Origin of the sequence: Arthrobacter sp. PAMC 25486 (genome assembly GCF_000785535.1) — a bacterium.
In the GTDB taxonomy this organism is placed as follows: Bacteria; Actinomycetota; Actinomycetes; order Actinomycetales; family Micrococcaceae; genus Specibacter.
Genome location: NZ_CP007595.1, coordinates 749,405 through 767,953, shown reverse-complemented (window position 1 = coordinate 767,953; position 18,549 = coordinate 749,405). Strand labels below are relative to the sequence as shown.

At 63.7% G+C, this 18,549-nt stretch carries 16 protein-coding genes; 10 read left to right on the top strand and 6 right to left on the bottom strand.

The window, feature by feature from the left end; genetic code table 11:
* Positions 1-115 precede the first annotated feature (115 nt).
* The 3 genes from art_RS03650 to art_RS03640 all read right to left on the bottom strand — a co-directional run bounded on the left by art_RS03650 (position 116) and on the right by art_RS03640 (position 2,051).
* Entirely contained in the window at positions 116-751 is a 636-nt protein-coding gene (locus tag art_RS03650; RefSeq protein WP_038462535.1) for a hypothetical protein, read from the bottom strand.
* Between the two features lie 393 nt (positions 752-1,144).
* Positions 1,145-1,489: a hypothetical protein gene (locus art_RS03645; protein ID WP_038462534.1), complete on the bottom strand. Its 345-nt coding sequence runs from the start codon at positions 1,487-1,489 to the stop codon at positions 1,145-1,147.
* Positions 1,490-1,781: 292 nt separating this feature from the next.
* A complete protein-coding gene (locus art_RS03640) occupies positions 1,782-2,051 on the bottom strand; it encodes a GlsB/YeaQ/YmgE family stress response membrane protein (RefSeq protein WP_038462533.1) in 270 nt (89 codons plus the stop codon).
* A 189-nt stretch (positions 2,052-2,240) separates the two neighbouring features.
* On the opposite strand from art_RS03640, the gene art_RS03635 reads away from it, so the two are divergent.
* The 5 genes from art_RS03635 (at position 2,241) to art_RS03615 (ending at position 8,169) form a co-directional block, all read left to right on the top strand.
* Positions 2,241-3,989, top strand: a complete 1,749-nt coding sequence (locus art_RS03635; RefSeq protein ID WP_038462532.1) for a long-chain-fatty-acid--CoA ligase — start codon at positions 2,241-2,243, stop codon at positions 3,987-3,989.
* 103 nt (positions 3,990-4,092) lie between these two features.
* Positions 4,093-4,470 (top strand): VOC family protein, encoded by a 378-nt coding sequence (locus tag art_RS03630; protein WP_038462531.1) that lies wholly within the window; start codon positions 4,093-4,095, stop codon positions 4,468-4,470.
* 143 nt (positions 4,471-4,613) lie between these two features.
* Entirely contained in the window at positions 4,614-5,657 is a 1,044-nt protein-coding gene (locus tag art_RS03625; protein WP_038462530.1) for an LLM class flavin-dependent oxidoreductase, read from the top strand.
* A gap of 93 nt (positions 5,658-5,750) precedes the next feature.
* Positions 5,751-6,986, top strand: a complete 1,236-nt coding sequence (locus tag art_RS03620; RefSeq protein ID WP_038462529.1) for a pyridoxal phosphate-dependent aminotransferase — start codon at positions 5,751-5,753, stop codon at positions 6,984-6,986.
* 109 nt (positions 6,987-7,095) lie between these two features.
* The gene (locus art_RS03615) at positions 7,096-8,169 is read left to right on the top strand and encodes an LLM class flavin-dependent oxidoreductase (RefSeq protein ID WP_052135964.1); all 1,074 of its coding nucleotides are present in this window, start codon (positions 7,096-7,098) and stop codon (positions 8,167-8,169) included.
* A 62-nt stretch (positions 8,170-8,231) separates the two neighbouring features.
* Here art_RS03615 and art_RS03610 read toward each other — a convergent pair whose 3' ends face one another.
* Complete coding sequence (locus art_RS03610) at positions 8,232-9,233, bottom strand: pirin family protein (protein ID WP_038462528.1); 1,002 nt, start codon at positions 9,231-9,233, stop codon at positions 8,232-8,234.
* A 292-nt stretch (positions 9,234-9,525) separates the two neighbouring features.
* Between art_RS03610 and art_RS03605 the strand changes: the two genes are divergently transcribed.
* Complete coding sequence (locus art_RS03605) at positions 9,526-10,929, top strand: inorganic phosphate transporter (protein WP_082000080.1); 1,404 nt, start codon at positions 9,526-9,528, stop codon at positions 10,927-10,929.
* Positions 10,926-11,180, top strand: coding sequence for a hypothetical protein (locus tag art_RS03600; protein WP_038462527.1), 255 nt, complete (start codon positions 10,926-10,928; stop codon positions 11,178-11,180). The genes art_RS03605 and art_RS03600 overlap by 4 nt, the downstream gene beginning before the upstream one ends.
* Positions 11,181-11,360: 180 nt before the next feature.
* Here the strand turns inward: art_RS03600 and art_RS03595 are convergent, their stop codons facing one another.
* Positions 11,361-11,819 (bottom strand): hotdog fold thioesterase, encoded by a 459-nt coding sequence (locus tag art_RS03595; protein WP_038462526.1) that lies wholly within the window; start codon positions 11,817-11,819, stop codon positions 11,361-11,363.
* A gap of 115 nt (positions 11,820-11,934) precedes the next feature.
* On the opposite strand from art_RS03595, the gene polA reads away from it, so the two are divergent.
* Both polA and art_RS03585 read left to right on the top strand, forming a co-directional pair.
* Complete coding sequence (polA, locus tag art_RS03590) at positions 11,935-14,589, top strand: DNA polymerase I (protein ID WP_301537961.1); 2,655 nt, start codon at positions 11,935-11,937, stop codon at positions 14,587-14,589.
* Positions 14,590-14,605: 16 nt separating this feature from the next.
* Positions 14,606-15,955 carry a GNAT family N-acetyltransferase gene (locus art_RS03585; protein WP_052135963.1) on the top strand — a complete coding sequence of 450 codons (1,350 nt, stop codon included), beginning with the start codon at positions 14,606-14,608 and terminating at the stop codon, positions 15,953-15,955.
* Here art_RS03585 and art_RS03580 read toward each other — a convergent pair.
* Positions 15,952-16,740 carry an ABC transporter permease gene (locus tag art_RS03580; RefSeq protein ID WP_216699580.1) on the bottom strand — a complete coding sequence of 263 codons (789 nt, stop codon included), beginning with the start codon at positions 16,738-16,740 and terminating at the stop codon, positions 15,952-15,954. The two genes, art_RS03585 and art_RS03580, sit on opposite strands and share 4 nt — an antisense overlap.
* Positions 16,741-17,009: 269 nt before the next feature.
* On the opposite strand from art_RS03580, the gene rpsA reads away from it, so the two are divergent.
* Complete coding sequence (rpsA, locus tag art_RS03575; RefSeq protein WP_038462525.1) at positions 17,010-18,488, top strand: 30S ribosomal protein S1; 1,479 nt, start codon at positions 17,010-17,012, stop codon at positions 18,486-18,488.
* The last annotated feature ends 61 nt before the right edge of the window (positions 18,489-18,549 follow it).

Sequence of the window (18,549 nt, the reverse complement as noted above, 5' to 3'; positions counted from 1 at the left end):
GCCGTCGTCCATTAAAGAACTGTGTCGCAGCTATTGGACCGAAAACCCGGAATATCGGGGCAATCAGGGGGCAATCAGTCCATCAGCTGCGACACAGATCTAAAAATGAAAAGGGTTAGCGGCCCTTGATCGTGATGCCGTTGCGGGTCATCGACTCGGCGTACGCCTTGGTCGATTCGAGCAGCCACTGCTCCTGGCGCTCGGGGGAGCCGGCAAAGCTGCGCCCGGACAGTGAGCGGACCTTGTAGATGCCGAAGCCGCGCTTGTACAGCATGGGGCCCTGGGCCTTCAGGAGCTGGTCCGCCAGACGGTGGGCCTCGGTGCCGTGCGCAATGAGGGCCGAGGCGCGGGGGACCAGGGTCAGGAACTTGACCAAGGGGCGCAGGCCGGCCTCGATCTGGGGGGCGGTCAAACGGCCGTTGGCCTCACCCGGCGTGAACCACGGGTGGACGTTCCACGGCATGACAATGCTCGGGCGCAGTCCCAGCTGCCAGTGAATGCCCAAAAGGCGGGTGGCTGCCTGCTCATCTCCGGCAGTGACAAAACCTGTCGAGTCCAGTTCTCCCACATTGGAGAACAAGCTGATGATCTTACATTCGTCAACATCGTGAACCGGGTCCACATAAGCCACTTTCTGCTCGGGCCGGGCCTCGGCCAACGCGTCGCAGAGTTCGGTGATGGGAGCAATGTTCTCGTCGTATCGACGATTCCAGAGCTGTTCACGCAATGATTCAGTAGCCACGGATGTCATTGAGGCTTAGTTCTCCTTGAGGGTGAGGTTGGATTCGGAGGCTGCCCAGCGGGGCGAATGTCCGACCTCTCATCCTAGCAATTTTCCCCGGTCCATGGGCCCTCCGGGATGTGCTAAGGAGTATCCAAAAATGCTGATTGTGAGAATACCAACAGGCCAAAAATGCTTATTTGACGCCTCGCGATGGAGGAATGGCTGGAGCTTTCGCCTGTGGACATTCAGAGGAACTTGTGAGTGGGTGACCCCATCTCGGATACGACCTGTCTTGACCATGGTGCCCACACTCGGGCGGTGTTGTCCAACGTCGAGGCCGTGGCGCCTGGCGGTTCGCGAGCTCAACGTGGTTAGCGGGCAGCTGCCAGGAAATCCTGAGCCAGGTGCCACGGCCGCAAGCTATCGGGTGCGGCGGCGGTTCCGCAGGGCGGTCATGGCGATCGCCGCCGCACCTGCAACCGCCAGCCACCACGGTGCCCGCGCCTCGGTTGACCCACTGGCCGGACGGTCGCCCTCGGAGGCCAGATCAGGTCGCAGCTCACGGCCTTGCGCCACCAGTGCCAGCTGCTTCCCACGCTTCTTCACACTTGTCAGGGTGTCCCGTGGCGGCAGCTGCAATTGCACCTCAGCCTTGATGCCGGCCTGCAGCTGACGTGCCCGCTCCAGTTCCGCACCCACCTCGGCCAACGACAGAAGTGCCACCGTGGCGCCAACACTGATCCATCGGAACTTGGGTTGGCGCACATTGGCCGTGACTGTAGTAGAGGACCGCAATGGGCACGATTGCGAGGATGCCCAGCACCCGCCACTTGGCAATGTTCCACACCGTGCGTGCAGCAGCTCCGATGCCGAGCACCTCGCCCACCGCGCTGGCGACGGCACTTCGGCTGGGGTGTCTGGTTTGCGGGTAACGGGCGGGGGGATCTTCCGGGCTGGGTGCCGCAGCGTTCAGTGCGGAGGCACCCGGAAGAGCAATGTCAGGGACCGAAGTACGCGCAGTGCTCTGTCCCGTTCTGTCATCGAGTACGGGCTGCCGCTAGGCAGACGTCTTCTTCCGGCCGGTGATGGCCCCATATATCCCGGCGACCACCAGTCCGCCAACGATGGCCAAAATCCATGATCCCAGGCTCCAGAACCTCATGTCACCGTTGTTGAAGAGCAAGTTCCCGATCCAGCCGCCGACAATTGCCCCGACGACGCCCAGTATGAGGCTCGTGAGCCATCCGCCGCCCACGTGGCCCGGCATGATGGCTTTGACAAGTGCCCCGACGATCAGGCCCAATATGATCCATCCAATGAATCCCATGACTAACTCTTAATAGATGACTATGTAGTGAAAGTGCTGCTGTTCATAGGGCGTCCGGCCCGCATCGACAGCTGCAGGAGCCGTCGACTGCACGGGCCGTTGGCTCCACGCTAGCCACGCAGCTCCGGAACGTCCAGCGTGCAGGCGGGGAAAGTTTCAAAAACGCTGCACAGGCGGCAAGATGGACCCATGCAGCCAAACAACACCCCAGACGCAGACCCCGGCACAGCAGCGACGAACTCCACCAACGCCGCCGGTCCCGCCCAGCAGCCCTGGGTCAGGAATTACCAGCCCGGCGTCCCGGCGGAGATAGAACTGCCGGATGAATCGCTCGTGGAGATGTTTGAGCGCTCAGTCCAGGAGGCTGGCGAGCACCCCGCCATGGAATTCTTTGGCCGCCGCACCAGCTACCGGGAGCTGGGCGAGCAGGTGGCCCGTGCCGCCGAAGGCCTGCGGAAGCTGGGCGTGCGGGCCGGGGACCGCGTGGCGTTGATACTGCCCAACTGCCCACAACACGTGGTGGCCTTTTACGCGGTGCTGCGGCTGGGCGCCGTCGTGGTTGAACACAATCCGTTGTATACCTCCAGGGAACTTCGCCACCAATTCGAGGACCACCGGGCCCGGGTGGTGATCGCCTGGAACAAGGTGGTTCCCGCCATCCAGGAGTTCCCGGCCGATGTCACGATCGACACGATCGTTTCAGTGGACCTGCTGACCGAATTCCCGGCAGTCAAGCGGCTGGCGCTGAAGCTGCCGTTGAAGAAGCTGCGTGAGACCCGCGCCTCACTGAGCGCCCCCGCCCCCGGCACCCTGCCGTGGCAGCAACTACTCTCGGGGCCCTCCATTGATCCGGCGCATCCCCGCCCCGCGGTCACGGACCTGGCAGTGATTGGCTACACCTCGGGCACCACGGGCCACCCCAAGGGTGCCATGCTGACCCACCTGAACCTCTACGCCAACGCGCTCCAGGGTGAGGCCTGGATGCACGGCGCCGAGCAGGGCAAGGAAGTCCTGTACGCCGTCCTGCCCATGTTCCACGCCTTCGGCATGACCCTGTACCTGACCTTTGGGATCCGCAAGCAGGGGCTCCTGGTGCTCTTTCCCAAGTTCGACGCCGATCTGGTGCTGGTCGCGATGAAGAAATCCCCGGCCACCGTTTACTGCGCCGTACCGCCCATCTACGAACGCACCGCCCTTGCAGCCAAGGCAAAGGGCGTGTCCCTGCGCTCCTGCAAATTCTGCATTTCCGGTGCCATGAACCTGCCCGATCATGTGGTTGAGCTGTGGGAATCGGTCTCCGGCGGACTGCTCGTTGAGGGCTACGGCATGACCGAATCCTCCCCGGTGGCCCTCGGCAACCCCTTCGCCGACACCCGGCAGACGGGCACCATTGGCGTGCCATTCCCCTCAACGCTCATGAAGGTGGTCGACCTCGACCGGCCTGCCGAAGAGGTGGCCCAAGGCGTCGCGGGGGAGCTGCTGCTCAAGGGCCCGCAGATCTTCCAGGGCTATTGGAACAACCCCGAGGAAACCGCCAAGACCCTGACCGAGGATGGCTGGCTGCGCACAGGCGACATCGTCACCATGAACGAAGGAGGCTTCACAACCATCGTGGACAGGGCCAAGGAACTGGTCATCACTGGCGGCTTCAACGTTTCGCCGTCCGAGGTGGAAGCCGTGCTGCGCCAACATGCCGACGTCGTTGACGCGGCAGTTTTTGGCAAGACAGTCGATCGCGGCGGAGAAATGGTGGTTGCCGCCGTCCAGCTCGCACCGGGAGTGACACTGGATGAGGCCGCTCTTCGGGCCCATTGCAAGGAGCTGATGGCCAGGTACAAGGTACCGGTGCGGGTCGTTGAGATCGCCGACATGCCCCGGTCCATGCTGGGAAAGATCCTGCGCAAGCAGGTCAAGGAGCAGTCGCTGCCGCTGCTGTAGGAGACGCTGCTGCCAGGGTGGTGGGCGGCACGGGTCTTTCCCGTGCGGCCGTGCACGGCTAGGCTGAAACCTGGTGGGGGCACCCGAAAGGAGGTGTTGTGCCATGTTTGGAAACAGCAAGGCGTTCGCTGGATTCTCCGTAGACACCACCGCGGCAGTCCGCGACTTTTACGCCGGCACCCTGGGCCTGGAGGTGACGGAGGACCACGGCAACCTTCGACTGCACCTGCCCGGCGGCGGTTCGGTACTGGTCTATCCAAAGGGGCCCGCCCACGAAGCGGCCTCATTCACCGTCCTGAACTTTCCCGTGCCCGACGTCGAAGGTGCGGTGGACGCGTTGGCGGCGGCCGGCGTCGTGCTTGAGCATTACAACGGCACCCCCATGGAGACCGATGCCAAGGGCGTTTTCCGCCAGGGCGGCCCGCTGATCGCCTGGTTCAAGGACCCGGCTGGCAACGTGCTGAGCGTCGTGCAGGAGTAGCCTCGGCCCGTGCCACAGTTTGCGGGTGCCACCTGCCACAGGTGCCGACCATTTGCCCATATCGTCTGTTGCAAATATGATCTGTAGAGCAACGCATGTTCGGGCCGAGGCACGGCGCCGGAATAGGCCAACGTGGAGGCATCGTGGAAATCGGCGCATACAGTTTTGGCGACACACCCCGGAACGCAGATGGCACAGCACGCGCCACCGCTGATGGGATCCGCAACCTCTTTGAGGCGATCGTCCACGGTGACCGGGTGGGCCTGGACTACTTCGGCGTGGGCGAACACCACACCGTGTCCATGCCTGCATCCTCACCCGGAGCCATGCTGGCTGCCGCGGCCGGTGCCACGAAAAACATCAAACTCGGCAGCGCCGCCAGCATCATCAGCACCGACGACCCGGTGCGGATCTTCCAGCAGATGGCCACAGCCGATGCGGTCTCCGGCGGGGGGCGTATCGAGATTACGGCCGGACGCGGCTCCTCCATGGAAACGTTCCCGCTGTTTGGCTACGAGCTGCGTGACTACGACCAGCTCTACGCCGAAAAGCTGGAGCTGCTCATGGCCATCAACAACGCAGGGACCGAAAGCGTCAGCTGGTCCGGCAGCGTGCGGCCCACCATTGAGAACCTGGCCGTCGTCCCGCGGCCGGTCCAGGGGAAGCTGCCGCTATGGATCGCAACCGGCGGCAGCCCGGCGTCGTCCGCCAGGGCAGGACGGCTGGGGCTTCCGGTTTCCTACGGCATCATTGGCGGCGCCCCGCACAGGTTCGCGGCACTGGCCGACCTCTACCGGCAGTCCGCCGCGCAGGCGGGGCATGAGAGGGCTGATAGCAAGGTTTCGGTGGCGGCGCTGGGGCTCGTTGCCCCCACAAAGAAGGAGGCGCTGGAGCGTTTTTACCCCGGCTGGCACAACCTGAATATGGAGATGGGCCGGCTGCGGGGCTGGCCTGCCCCGGACAAGAATGCCTACCTGGCCCAGGCCGAGGCGCCAGGCGCCTACTACGTGGGCGACCCCGACGAGGTGGCGCAGCGGATCGTCCACCTGCACGGCTACATGGGCCACATGCGCCACTTCCTGCAAGGCGACATCGGCGGGCTCCCGCAGGAACACCTGCTGGAATCCATCACCCTGCTGGCCACCGAGGTCAAGCCGCGCGTGGAGCGGCTGCTCGCGCAGAAGTAGCGGCAGCCCACACCGAGACGGAGACGGCGCAGACCCGGCCGCAATATGGACCGGTTCGCGCCTTGCCGGGGCGCATATGTGAAGATGGATGGTATGCGCCCCATGCAACATTCTTCCAAGTTAGCCAACGTCCGGTACGAACTTCGCGGCCCCATCCTGCATGCGGCCCAAAAAATGGAGGCGGAGGGTCACCGCATCCTTCGCATGAACCTGGGTGACACCGCCCCGTTCGGCCTTGAAGCGCCGGAATCGATCGTCGTTGACATGATCCACCACCTCCGTGGCGCGCAGGGCTACAGCGATTCCAAGGGCATCTTCTCGGCACGCACCGCCATCTCGCAGTACTACCAAACCAAGGGTTTGATGAGCATTGGCGTGGATGACATCTTCGTCGGCAACGGTGTCAGCGAGCTGATCTCCATGACGCTGCAGGCATTCCTGGAAAATGGCGACGAGGTCATGATCCCGGCACCCGACTACCCGCTCTGGACGGCCTCGGTGACACTCACCGGCGGTGTCCCCGTGCACTATTTGTGCGATGAGGACAACCAGTGGTGGCCCGACATGGCCGACGTCGAGGCGAAGATTACGCCCAAAACCCGTGCCATCGTCATCATCAACCCCAACAATCCCACCGGCGCCGTCTACCCACGCGAAATCCTTGAACGCTTTGTGGAGCTGGCCCGCAAGCATGACCTGGTGATCTTCTCGGACGAGATTTACGAGAAGATTCTGTACGACGGGCGCAGCCACATCCACCTGGCCTCGCTTGCCGACGATATTTGCATGCTCACCTTCAGCGGCCTGTCCAAGGCCTACCGCATGCCCGGCTACCGGGCAGGCTGGGTGGCACTCTCCGGACCCCGCGCGGCGATGGCCGGTTTCAAGGAATCCCTGGAACTCATCGCCTCCCTGCGCCTGTGCTCCAACGTCCCGGCCCAACACGCCATCCAGACCTCACTCGGCGGCTACCAAAGCATCAACGACCTCACCAAGCCCGGCGGCCGGCTCCGTGACCAGCGCGACCTCGCCTCCCGGCTGCTCAATGCACTCCCCGGCGTCTCCTGCGTCCCCGCAGCCGGCGCCATGTACCTGTTCGTGAAGCTCGATCCGGTCCTGTACCCGATCGAATCCGATGAGAAGTTCGTCATCGACCTGCTCCAGGACCAAAAGATCCTCGTCTCCCACGGCACTGCCTTCCACTGGCCCACGCCCGACCATTTCCGCTTCGTGATTCTGCCCTCCGTCAGCGACATTGAGGAGGCGGTGCGGCGCATCTCCACCTTCCTTGCCGTCTACCGAAGCAAGGCCGCCCTCGTCGCCAAGTGATCCCAACGTGTTCCCCGACGATTCCCCACGTACGGCCGGGAATACTTTTTAGCGTCCTCCGGTTCTCCAGGTAGATACAAACGCATATTTATTTGAGATTGGACGGAACATGGCTCACACCAACCCCGCACCCCCTACAACTGATCCGGGCAGCATCGAGCTTGGCCTGGACACCTTCGGGGACATGATCCTTGATGCGGACGGCGCACCCAAGCATGCCGCACAGGTGATTCGTGACGTCGTCGAACAGGCCGTCCTGGCCGACAAACTGGGTGTTGATTACTTCGGGGTCGGGGAACACCACCGTGACGACTTCGCCATTTCCGCCCCGGACATGGTGCTCTCGGCCATCGCCGGTCAGACGGAACGGATCCGCCTGGGCTCGGCCGTGACGGTGCTAAGCTCGGACGATCCCATCCGCGTGTTCCAGCGTTTTTCAACGCTCGACGCCGTTTCTTCCGGCCGCGCAGAGGTGATCCTGGGCAGGGGGTCCTTCACGGAGTCTTTTCCACTGTTTGGCTTTGACCTGGCCCAGTATGAGGAGCTGTTCGAGGAAAAGCTTGAGCTGTTCAACGAGCTGCGCAAGCAGGGCCCGGTTAGTTGGAGCGGGAACACCCGCCCGGCGCTGCACAGCCAGATGGTCTATCCCCACACCGAGACCGGCACGTTGAAGTCCTGGGTGGCCGTCGGAGGAAGCCCGCAATCGGTTGTCCGCGCCGCACAGTACGGCATGCCGTTGATGCTGGCGATCATTGGCGGGGAGCCGCTGCAATTTGCACCATTCACCGAGCTGTACCACCGCGCCCTGAAGGAATTTGGCCAGCCGGAACAGCCCATTGGCGTCCACTCGCCGGGCCACATCGCCGAAACGGACCAGCAAGCCATGGACGAGCTGTGGCCGCACTATGCAGCCATGCACCACCGCATTGGCCCTGACCGCGGCTGGCCGCCACTGAGCCGCGCCGAATTCGATGCCACCGCCGGTCCCCGCGGCGCGCTCATGGTGGGGTCGCCCGAAACGGTGGCCAACAAGATCAGTACCGTGGCCAAGGCCCTGGGACTGTCCCGCTTTGACCTGAAATACAGTCACGGCACACTGCCGCACGAGACGATGCTCAAGAGCATTGAGCTGTACGCCACCGACGTTGCCCCGCGCGTGCGCGAAAACCTCGCCAAAGCGTAGCCGGCAGCAGTATCCATTGAGAATGGCTGCAGGGACGCGTTTTCGCCGCGGGCCGCTCGTCGTCAGCTCGGATTGGCCCGCGGGCGCAATGCCACGGTGGGTAGCACCGGGGCCGGCAGGGGGGCGTCGGCCTGCCCGGTCGGGAGGCTGAAGTTCGTGACATCGTCAAAGTCGCCGGGGGCCTGCGCCCCAATGGTGGCCTGCCACGCCGCACGGAAGGCCACGATTTCCTCATGGCTGCGGCCCACAAAGTTCCACCACATCACAATTGACTCATTCAGCGGCTCCCCGCCAATGAACAGCAGCCGCACGGGGTCCTGCCCGGCTACCAGCTCAACCGTTGAACGGCCCATGCCAAGGTAGGCCAGCTCATTCGTCGCAACCGGTGCACCGGCAATGGCGGGCGAACCGGCATCCACCAGGAAACCGTGTTCAAAGCCTGGGGCGAGGTCGAGCGTGAGGGAAGCTCCGGCGTCGAGCTTGATCTCGGCGCCCACCATGGGCGTGAACGTCTCAACGGGGGAGCGTTCGCCCAGCACGGCTCCCATGAAGACGCTGACGACAGCGCCCTGCAGCACCAGCGGCGTGGGAGCGTAGTGGGTAAACGCGGGCTCAACAAACCGGTCCGCCTGCGGCAGGGCCAGCCACAGCTGGACACCATGCAGCAGGCTCGTGGTGGCGGTTGAATATTCGGAGTGGCTGATGCCGCGCCCCGCAGTCATCAGGTTCAACTCGCCGGGCCGTACCAGGGCGTGATGACCGGCGCTGTCCGCGTGCTGGATCTCCCCGGAAAACAGCCAGCTGATGGTCGCCAGGCCGGTGTGCGGGTGGGGCGGCACTGCCATGCCGGGGGAGGTCGACACGTCGTCTGGGCCATAGTGATCAACGAAACACCAGGCGCCGATGAGCGAGCGGCGGCGCTGCGGCAGCGTCCGTCGCACGGTCATGGCGCGGGGCCCGCCCAAGGGGACGAGGCGGGGGGCAAGAATTTCCACCCAGGCCGCCAAATTCCCGGGATCGCTGGGGCAGACCAACTCGACGGGACTGCTTTCAACGTTGCTCATAACAGGTTTCCTCACAGAAAATGGCCGGGTGCTGCGGCAAGTGCAGGTGCTGGAGCGAACCATTCCACCGGCCCTTTGGATCATGCTAACCCGGCCAGGTGGCGCAACGGTTAACCCGCCGTTCACCTTCCGTTAACCCATTGAGGGGACGCAGGACACCACGGGAGGCAAAATCATCGTAGGATCGTATCGGTTGGGTACGCCAGCATGTTCCAGGACGTGCGCGCTGACACTGCTTTCCCACCCAAATTTTCGTTGTCTTGCTTTTTGCCTCCTCTAGATTGGACCGCGGGTGGATCTCACCTTCATGGTCGTGCTTGTCATAGCACTGGCCCTTTTCTTTGACTTTACGAACGGCTTTCACGACACAGCCAACGCCATGGCAACCCCCATTGCCACCGGTGCCATCAAGCCCAAGACAGCTGTGGCCCTGGCCGCGATCTTGAACCTGGTGGGAGCCTTCCTTTCAACCGAGGTGGCCAAGACCATTTCCGGGGGCATCATCAACGAGGGCGGGCCCAACGGTGTCGCCATCACTCCGGAAATGATCTTCGCCGGTTTGATGGGCGCGGTGCTGTGGAACCTGTTCACGTGGCTGCTCGGCCTGCCGTCAAGCTCCTCACACGCCCTGTTCGGCGGCTTGATCGGAGCGGCCATTGTTGGCACCTGGTCCTTCGGGGCAGTGAACTTTATGGTGGTTGTCTCCAAGGTGCTGCTGCCGGCCCTTCTGGCCCCCGCCATCGCCGGTCTGGTCGCCTTCCTGTGCACCAAGCTGGCTTACTCCATCACCAAGCGTTCCGACCCCGATTCCGGTGACAAGCTCACCCAGAAGCGCGGCGGGTTCCGTCGCGGCCAGATCTTCAGCTCCTCGCTGGTGGCTTTGGCCCACGGCACCAACGACGCCCAGAAGACCATGGGTGTCATCACCCTTGTCCTTGTGGCATCGGGGCTGCAGACGGCAGGCACCGGCCCGCACATCTGGGTCATCACCGCTTGTGCACTCGCCATTGCCGGAGGCACCTACGCCGGCGGCTGGCGCATCATCCGCACCCTGGGATCCGGACTGACAGACGTCAAGCCCGCACAGGGCTTCGCGGCTGAAACCAGCACCGCGGCCGCCATCTTGGCCTCCAGCCACCTGGGCTTTGCGCTCTCCACCACGCACGTTGCCTCAGGCTCCGTCATTGGCTCGGGGCTTGGCCGCAAGGGCGCAACCGTCCGCTGGGGTGCCATTGGCAAGATCGGCATCACCTGGCTGTTGACGCTCCCCGCCGCCGCCTTGGTGGGCGGCCTGGCAGCCCTGCTGATCCGCACCGGCATTGTCGGCATTGTCATTGTCGCCGTGTTGGGGCTGAGCGCCATCCTGATCATGTTCGTCCTCTCCCAGCGCGAGACAGTTGATCACAGCAATGCCATCAGCGACGTCGACGCAGTGGGTGAGGCCATGCACATCCCCAGCAAGAAGGAGCGCGACCGCCTCGCCGTCAAGGCACGCGCCGCACAAAAGGTTGCCGAAAAGGCGGCCAAGCGTGCAGCAGAAACCGATGCCGCCCGCGCCGCAGCCCAGACAGCCCTTGACCGTGCCGACACGGCCGTGCTCAAGGCGATGACGAAGGCTGCCGCAAACGCGCACGATCCCAAGGACCAGTCCGCCAAGGGCAAGGCTAAAGTCGACGCGAAGAAAGGCAAGAAATGATTGACTGGTTTGGATTTCTCACAGTGGCTCTCACAACACTGATCGGCGCCGGATTCGTCGTCACCATGTACTCCCTGGGCGTGCGTTTCACGGCGGTCAGCGGCGACGACACCGGCCGCAGCAACCTTGCCGCCAAGTGGGGCGCCTACGTCTGCTTTGGCTTCTGTGTCCTGGCCGTCGCGTCAGGCATCATCTTGATCGTGCCGGCCCTGAGCAAGGCCGCCGAAACGATTCTGGGCAATATCTTCTAAGCGCAACTTTTTCCAGGCGCAGCATTTTCCAGGACTTCCGCCTCCGCGCAATCGCTCCACGTACGACGCCGGGCACTCACCTTTCGCTTGAAACGGAAAGGTGGGTGCCCGGCGTCGTTGGTTAACGAGGTGGTGCCGGTCGGGGTGCTCGAGTTGGTGGCGCGGTTTAGTCGGCGCGGTTTAGTCGGCGAGGATCATGTTGGTGATCCGGCAGGTGGACAGGCGGCGGCCGGCCTCATCCGTCATGACCACCTCGTGCGTAGCGAGCGTGCGGCCCAGGTGGAGGGGGGTGGCCGTGCCGGTGACCAGGCCACCCGAGGCGCCTCTGTGGTGGGTGGCGTTAATCTCAATCCCCACCACCTTGGCGCCGGGTCCGGCATGGAACGCGGCAGCAAAGGAGCCCAGCGTTTCGGCTAAAACTACGTGCGCACCGCCATGCAGCAACCCCGTCACCTGCGTGTTTCCCTCAACAGGCATGGTGGCCACCATGGACTCAACGGACATGTGCGTGAACACAATGCCCATCTTCTCAACCAGGGTCCCCACGCCGTGATGGCCCAGCAGGGAATGGTACTCGGCGGGGACCCCTGCGGCGAGGAGTTCGGTGGAACGGGGGTGTGGTGTGGATTTATCGCTCATGATGACTAGGCTTGCACCTGTGAGTGATTCTGCCAAGACGGCCCCCCAGTCCACTGTTGCAACAACCCCCGTAAACGGGCCCTCCGCCGAACTTCCGGACGGTCAGACGCCCCGGATGCTGGTCATCGACGGCCACTCCATGGCGTTTCGGGCCTTTTACGCCCTGCCGCCGGAGAACTTCGCCACCGACACCGGCCAGCACACCAACGCGGTGCACGGCTTCACCTCGATGCTGCTGACCATGATCCGCCAGCAAAAACCCACCCACGTGGTGGTTGCCTTCGACCTGGACACCCCCACGTTCCGCTCCCTGGAGTACACCGAATACAAGGGCGGGCGCAACAAGACGCCGGAAGAGTTCTACGGGCAGATCGACTTGATCATCAAGGTCATGGCCGCCATGCGCATCCCCACCATCTCGGTTGACGGCTTCGAGGCGGATGACATCATCGCCACCCTGTCCACGCAAGGCGAAGCCGCCGGCTGGGACGTCCTGGTGGTCTCCGGTGACCGTGACGCGTTCCAGCTCATCACCGACAAGGTGCTTGTCCTGTACCCCAAGAAGGGCATCTCCGACATCCCTCCCATGGATGCCGAGGCCGTGGAGACCAAGTACTTGGTGCCGCCCAACCGCTACTCCGACCTCGCAGCACTGGTGGGCGAAACCGCCGATAACCTGCCCGGCGTGCCCGGCGTCGGCCCCAAGACCGCCGCCAAATGGCTCAAGCTGTACGGCGACCTCGACGGCATCCTTGAGAACGTTGATGCCATCGGCGGCAAGGTGGGCGAATCGCTGCGCGCGCACGTCGATGACGTCTTGCGCAACCGCCGCCTGAACCACCTCCTGCGCGACATGGAGCTGCCCGTCGCCATCACCGACACCGTGCTGCAGTCCCCGGACCGCGAGGCTGTGGAAGAACTGTTCGACGCACTGCAGTTCAACACCCTGCGCAAACGCCTTTTTGACCTCTTCGGCGAGGAAGAAGCCGAGGATACCGGGGAAGCCCACCCCGTGCCCGCACACCAGGTGCTCACCGAGGCGCCCGCCCTGGAGGCGTGGCTTGCAGCCACCCCGGCCGGCGGCACCGTGGCCGTTGACGTGCTCAGCGAAAAGGCCGGCCTGGCACACGAGGCGGTTGCGGTGGCGCTGGTACGCAACGATTCCGCCGTCGTCGTTGAACTGGGAACCGCCGACGAAGCGCTGGAGTCCGCGCTGGCCGCCTGGCTTTCCTCCGCCGCGGCCAAAGTGGTGCACGAGTACAAGGAGGCGCTGAAGGCGCTGTCGGTGCGCGGGCTGGCGCTGGGCGGGGTGGTCGATGACTCGTCCCTGTCCGGCTACCTCATCCAGCCAGACCGGCGCAGCTACGAGATCGCCGAACTCAGTCAGGTGCACCTGAAGGTGTCCTTCGAGGCCGGCGGCGGGGACTCCGGGCAGCTCGATCTGGGCCTGGAGGGCGACGCAAAATTTGCCGACGCCGTCCAGCGCGGCTATGTTGCGCTGCTGCTGAGCGAGCACTTCGCCCCGATGCTGGTGGAGCGCGGGGCTGACGGGCTGCTGCGCGATCTTGAACTGCCACTTGCCGCCGTCCTGGCACACATGGAATTGACCGGCATCGACATTTCGCAGGAGCGCCTCACCACCCTGCTGGAGGACTTCACGGCAGCCATGAACGCGGCCCAGGAGGCTGCCTTTGCCGCGATCGGGCACGAGGTCAACCTTGGCTCGCCCAAGCAGCTGCAGGAGGTCCTGTTCGAGGAGCTCGGCCTGCCCAAGACGAAGAAGATCAAGACCGGCTACACCACCGATGCCGCCTCGCTGAAGACACTGCTGGAAAAGACGGGCCACGAATTCCTGGCCCAGCTCATGGCCCACCGTGAGGCGTCCAAGCTGAAGCAGATGGTGGAAACCCTAAAGAAGTCGGTGGCAGAGGACGGTCGCATCCACACCACCTACGCCCAAAATGTTGCCGCCACGGGACGGTTGTCCTCCAACAACCCCAACCTGCAAAACATCCCCATCCGCTCCGAGGAAGGCCGGCGCGTTCGCGACATCTTCGTCGTCAGCGAAGGCTACGAATGCCTCCTGGCCGCCGACTACTCGCAGATTGAAATGCGCATCATGGCGCACCTGTCGGGCGATGCCGGACTGATCCAGGCGTATGCCGAGGGTGAAGACCTGCACCGTTATGTGGGCTCGCACGTGTTCGGTGTGGCACCCGAGGACGTCACCTCCGCCATGCGTTCAAAGGTCAAGGCCATGTCGTACGGCCTGGCCTACGGGCTGACCAGCTTTGGCCTGTCCAAGCAGCTGGAAATCTCCGTCGACGAAGCCCGAACATTGGTCAAGGACTACTTCGACCGCTTCGGCGGCGTGCGGGACTACCTGCGCGGCGTCGTCGAACAGGCCCGCATTGACGGCTACACCTCCACGATCGAGGGCCGCCGGCGCTACCTGCCTGACCTGGCCAGCACCGACAGGCAGCTGCGCGAACTTGCCGAACGTGTGGCCCTGAACTCCCCGATCCAGGGGTCCGCCGCCGACATCATCAAGCACGCCATGCTGGGTGTTGATGCGCAGCTTTCATCGCAGGGCCTGAAGTCGCGGATGCTGCTGCAGGTCCATGATGAATTGATCCTCGAGATCTGGCCCGGCGAGCTCGACGCCGTCAAGGCCCTCGTCGTTGAGCAGATGGGTGCGGCCGCGCAATTGCAGGTCCCCCTTGAAGTGCAGATTGGCCTGGGCGCCAGCTGGAACGACGCCGGACACTAACGAAAAAGGACCCTTCATGAGCATCGAACGCACCGCCACACACCAGCGCAGTCCCCGCTCGTTCCCGTACGAGCTGCGGACATTTCCCTCACGCGTGGTTGACGGGGAAGTGCCCGACGAGGTGGCGAAATGGCAGCAGGCCGTTTCGCTCGGCTTCCACGGCAACTCAACCGGGACGGGCGAGGAAACCAGGACCTACGCGACCGGCGAGCAGGTTGACGGGCGAATGTCCACCGGCGCCTACCTCAAGGATGCCGCGGCACCTGCAGGGGCCTGGGGCATAGACTACCCCGTCGCCACCTACGCTTATCACCGCAAAACCCTGAACGTGGGTGGCGGGACGTTGCTGCCGGTCCACCAGATCACCGCCGTAACCGTTCGTCCCAGCCACCGTCGTCGTGGTTTGCTGCGGGCCATGATGGGATCCGACCTTGCCCAGGCCAAGGCGGCCGGTATTTCCATCGCCGCGCTGACGGCGTCGGAAGCCACCATCTACGGGCGTTTCGGCTTCGGCGTGGCAACGGATGCCTGCGACATTGAGGTCAGTGTCAAGGGCGGCCTGGAGTTTATCGTGCCAGCCGCCGCGGCCCAGGGCATGGTGGAAATTGCCGACGCCGTGGTGGTCCGGGATCTGCACAACGAGATCTTTGCCCGCGTTCACACCGCCACGTACGGGTCTATCGGCCGGCAAGACATGTACCGGCTCTCCGCCTCCGGCCAGGGTAACTACGGGTCGATGGATCCGGTGAAGAACATCCGCGCGGCGCTGCACTATGACGCCACCGGGACCGTGGACGGCTATGTGACGTACAAGCCGACCGACGACCACACCCGGCCCACGGTGGAGATAGTGGACCTGTTGGCGGCCACGGATGACGCCTACCTGGCACTGTGGAACTACCTGGGCTCCCTTGATTTGATCGACGTCATCACGTGGGGCATGGCGCCCGTGGTGGATCCGCTGGAATGGTCCATGGCGGCCAAGCGCCTGTACAAGCGCACCGCCACGGAAGATCACCTGTGGCTGCGCATCCTGGACACGCCGGGGGCGTTGGCAGCCCGCGCATACGCCGCGGACGGCAGTGTCACCCTCCATGTGGGTGACCCCCTGGGCCATGCCTCCGGCATTTTCCGGATAACGGTGGTCCATGGGAAGGCCACCGTCACCCGCTGCCCCGAGGACGGTTCGGTGCCCTTTGGGCTGAGCATGGGCGTGAGCGAACTTTCCAGCCTGTACCTGGGCGGTGTCAGCGCCAGAACATTACAGGCCGCAGGCCGTGTGCGCGAGGAGGAACAGGGCGCCGTCGCAGAGTTTGACACCCTGTTCGCCACGAAGGAATCCCCGCACTGCCTGACGAGCTTCTAGCGCGGCGTTTTCCCCGCCGGTATGTCGCGGGGCCGGGTCCGGGGCCGCGTCCATGCGCCGGCGCAGCTAAGCCACAACGTGGTTGCGGCGGCGCCGGCGTTGACCAGGAGCAGCGACACCAGCACCAGCAACTGGATCAGGCCCGCGTCCAGCGGCGCGGCACCACCTAAGATCATGCCCACAAAGGCGCCCGGCAGCGTGACCAGCCCGGCCGTCCGGGTCTGGTCAATTGATGGCAGGACGGCCTCACCTGCCACCGGCCGCCCCACCATGGCACGGGCGGCCTGCCACGGGAAGCCCAGTGCCACGGCCGCCTCCACCTCGCCCTGGCGTAGCGCCAGTTCGTCGCGGATGCGTCGCCCGGCCAACGTCACACTCGTCATGGCCCCGCCAATCTGCTGGCCAAGGACGGCGATGATGGCCAGGGCACTGAACGGCAGCACACCAAAGGCAAACATCATGAGCGCCACCGGAACAACACCGGCGGCAAGGGGCACGGCCGCCAGCCACCAGCGACCGTCGGGAGCCACCCTGCGGCCCGACGTCCACACGCCAACAAGGAACATCAGTGCCACAAAAGCAAAGGCCAGCGGCCCCTTGTCCGAAAGCCAGGCAATCACGAGCGCGACGGCGGCCAGCTGGATGAGTGCACGGACGCCGGCCACCAGCATTTGCACGGGGGAGCGGCCCAGGGCAGTGCGCCACACCACGGCGGCCAGTCCAAGCAGCACGGCAAGGAGGAGCCACGCATTGGGACCCAGAACAAGGAGTGTTGAACCTTCCACAAGGGCCATTATGGCAAGCCATCGGGCCCCGTACGCAGGGCACAAGATCCACTTTGCACTACCACTGCCGAACAACTAGACTAAATGGGCATGTAATGCGTGCCTTGGGTGCTCAAGAAGCGCCCGGGTTGCACATTGTAGGCAGCAAGAATCCGCAGGAACCCCTGCAACCATAATAATTTTCGGATCCACTCCGGCAACCACGCGTTTTTTCGCGGCCTTGCTACGGGTTCGACGAATCCAACTATCCACATCGGAGCCCCTACTACATGACCATCACCACCCCCGAGAAGACGAGTACTCCTGTTGTCGCAATCAACGACATTGGTACTGCTGAAGAATTTCTCGCCGCTGTAGATGCAACCATCAAGTACTTCAACGACGGCGACCTCGTCGAAGGTATTGTTGTCAAGGTTGACCGCGACGAAGTTCTGCTCGACATCGGTTACAAGACCGAAGGTGTCATCCCCTCCCGCGAGCTGTCCATCAAGCACGACGTTGATCCCGGTGACGTTGTCGCCGTTGGCGATCAGGTCGAAGCCTTGGTCCTCACGAAGGAAGATAAAGAAGGCCGACTGATCCTCTCCAAGAAGCGCGCGCAGTACGAGCGTGCCTGGGGCGACATCGAGAAGGTCAAGGAAGAAGACGGCGTCGTTACCGGTACCGTCATCGAAGTGGTCAAGGGTGGTCTTATCCTCGACATCGGCCTGCGCGGCTTCCTGCCCGCATCGCTCGTCGAGATGCGCCGTGTGCGCGACCTGGCTCCCTACATCGGTCAGCAGATCGAAGCCAAGATCATCGAGCTGGACAAGAACCGCAACAACGTTGTGCTGTCCCGCCGTGCCTGGCTCGAGCAGACCCAGTCCGAGGTTCGCTCCACGTTCCTCAACAAGCTGGAAAAGGGCCAGGTTCGTCCCGGCGTTGTTTCCTCCATCGTCAACTTCGGTGCATTCGTTGACCTGGGCGGCGTAGACGGCCTCGTACACGTTTCCGAGCTGTCCTGGAAGCACATCGACCACCCGTCCGAGGTTGTCGAAGTTGGCCAGGAAGTCACCGTCGAGGTGCTCGAAGTGGATCTGGACCGCGAGCGTGTATCGCTCTCGCTCAAGGCTACGCAGGAAGACCCGTGGCAGACCTTCGCCCGCACCCACGCCCTCGGGCAGGTTGTACCGGGTAAGGTCACCAAGCTGGTTCCGTTCGGCGCGTTCGTTCGCGTTGAAGACGGCATCGAAGGCCTGGTTCACATCTCCGAGCTGGCAGTGCGCCACGTTGAGCTGGCCGAGCAGGTTGTCTCCGTTGGTGACGAACTGTTCGTCAAGGTCATCGACATCGACCTGGAACGCCGCCGCATCTCGCTGTCCCTCAAGCAGGCCAACGAGGGTGTCGACGTCGACTCCACCGAGTTCGATCCCGCACTCTACGGCATGGTTGCCGAGTACGACGAAGAGGGCAACTACAAGTACCCCGAGGGCTTCGACCCCGAGTCGAACGAATGGCTCGAGGGCTACGAGAACCAGCGCGCCGTTTGGGAGCAGCAGTACGCTGACGCCCAGACCCGCTGGGAAGCACACAAGAAGCAGGTTGCCGAGCACGCTGCAGACGATGCAGCTGCCGACAACGCCGGTGAAGGTGGCGAGTCCGCAGGGACTTCCTACTCCTCCGAGCCTGTTGCCACCGATTCAGGCGCCGGTACGCTGGCATCTGACGAGGCACTCGCCGCTCTGCGTGAGAAGCTGACCGGAAACTAATTTCCGCTGTCGCGTCCACCCAACTCTTGGGTGGACGCAGCTGTGAACGGGTTCTCCACCT